Genomic DNA, 1,856 nt, shown 5'->3' with positions numbered 1-1,856 from the left:
GTCGAAATGCTGACTTGTTTTTGTGGCAGTAACAAAAAATTTAAAAATTGTTGCATAAATAATCAGCTAGTAAACGCAGTACATTTTTGAGTTTTATTTTCTGATGAAGGTTCGCCTAACAAACGCCTCAAAGGGACTGTCAACGCGTGGCATTTCCAGTCCCATTGAGCCGCGGTGGTTATGGTTGTTGTGGTTGAGTTTGGTGGTAATGCGTTGCCAGCCCCTTAGGCGGGCGTTATGCTTAATCAAGTAAAATCAGTGATTTATAGTTTTTCTTTGTTCCCTCGGCTTTTCAGTTTGGTGTTTGTCGGCAAGTTGGCTTTTTTGAGCGCTGTTTTTCGGACACTTATTCTTTGGCGCTGAAAATTCAGAGCGTTGCCTCAATCAATTGTCAGGTAAGCGCGAGGTTAGGGAGGCTGGCTCAATCAGAAATTTGATCTTAGGTTTTTGAGTTTTGACTGCCAAAGTTCAAAGTCTGATTTTCAAAATTATGAGTCATTTCTGTTTTCTACTTTTTGGTTTTTGTTTGTAAATCAAAGTCGAGTTAATCTTAATTCAATTAAAACGTAAGCCATTGAAGCTTAAGCATAACAAAGCGTTTAAGAGGGATTTGGCACGCGTGGCATTTTTGGTTTGCGTTGGGTTCGGTGATTAAGTCACTGTGCGGTAGCTTTTGTATTGCGTGCCTGCACCCCTTAACGCGGCGTTATGCTTAATCAAGTAAAATCAGCTGGTTATGGTTTTTCTTTGTTCCCTCGGCTTTTCAGTTTGGTGTTTGTCGCCAAGTTGACTTCAGTGGGCGCTGTTTTTCGGACACTTATTCTTTGGCGCTGAAAACTATGAGTATTGCCTCAATTAATTTTCGGGTAAGCGCGAGGTTAGGGCGGTTGGCTCAATCAGAAATCCATTTCTAGGTTTTCAAACTTCAAACCAGATTTGCCAAAATCCGAAGTCTGATTATCAAAACTATGATTCATTTCGGTTTTCTATGTGATTCAAAGTCGAGTTAATCTTGGTGCTGATTAATCATAACCCATTGAAGCTTAAGCATAACAAGGCGTTTAAGCGGGATTCATGCCGCGTGGCATTTTTGGTATGCGGTGAGTTTTGGTGGTGAAAGTGGTCTGCGGAAGCTTGGTTTATGCGGCACTCACCCCTTAACGCAGCGTTATGGCTCACAAGGTCCGCAATCTCAGAAATAAAGGTTGTTCACATCAAATTTACGGTATCATGCACAATTGACTAAACTGTAGTTACTTATGCTTATACCAACTAATACACCTTCTTCCTCAAATGTATCTTGCTCAAACTGCCAAGCTTGCTGCTGCCGCCTTGAAGTTATGATTATCTCGGATACTGGAGTGCCAGAAGAGTTCATCGCTCGTGATCAGTATGGTGGTGAAACAATGATGCGATTAAATGATGGTTGGTGTGCCGCTTTAGACAGAGACACTCTAATGTGCACAATTTATGAAAATCGTCCTTGGATATGCCGCGAATTTGAAATGGGTTCTAATGAGTGCTTAGACGAACGTGTTAAGTTCATATAGAACAACAGATTAATCTTTCTGTTCGTTCGTGAGTTGTAAGCCATAACAAACGAGTATGGCGTCAATAGTTAATTTTTCGCCATATTTTCATTCCACATAGTTCCGTCTCTTAGCATTGAATTCAGGATCACAACCATCTTTCTAACACAGGCAATGATGGCTACTTTTTTGGGTTTTCCTGCTTCCAGTAATCGCTGATATGTGGTCTTAAAAACAGGGTTAGATTGCATTGCAGACATCATCGCCATATACAGGACTGTACGCACCTGAGCGCGCCCACCTTGGATAATTCGTTTGCCTTTATAG

Annotated in this window: 4 protein-coding genes; 3 read left to right on the top strand and 1 reads right to left on the bottom strand. The window is 41.3% G+C overall.

Features of this window, described 5'->3' with window-relative positions:
* Positions 1-6 precede the first annotated feature (6 nt).
* The 3 genes from CIK04_RS35385 (at position 7) to CIK04_RS00600 (ending at position 1,550) form a co-directional block, all read left to right on the top strand.
* Positions 7-90, top strand: a complete 84-nt coding sequence (locus tag CIK04_RS35385) for an SEC-C metal-binding domain-containing protein (protein ID WP_369597161.1) — start codon at positions 7-9, stop codon at positions 88-90.
* Positions 91-1,049: 959 nt separating this feature from the next.
* Positions 1,050-1,202 (top strand): DUF3265 domain-containing protein, encoded by a 153-nt coding sequence (locus CIK04_RS35380; protein WP_097353670.1) that lies wholly within the window; start codon positions 1,050-1,052, stop codon positions 1,200-1,202.
* 57 nt (positions 1,203-1,259) lie between these two features.
* Positions 1,260-1,550 carry a YkgJ family cysteine cluster protein gene (locus CIK04_RS00600; RefSeq protein ID WP_079400291.1) on the top strand — a complete coding sequence of 97 codons (291 nt, stop codon included), beginning with the start codon at positions 1,260-1,262 and terminating at the stop codon, positions 1,548-1,550.
* Between the two features lie 68 nt (positions 1,551-1,618).
* On the opposite strand, the gene CIK04_RS00595 is transcribed toward CIK04_RS00600, so the two are convergent.
* The coding region (locus CIK04_RS00595; protein ID WP_142994973.1) for a transposase at positions 1,619-1,856 on the bottom strand (238 nt) is incomplete at its 5' end.

Source organism: Vibrio sp. 03_296 (assembly GCF_002265885.1).
Note: the sequence above shows the minus strand (reverse complement) of the source record. Positions and strands in the feature narration are given on the sequence as shown.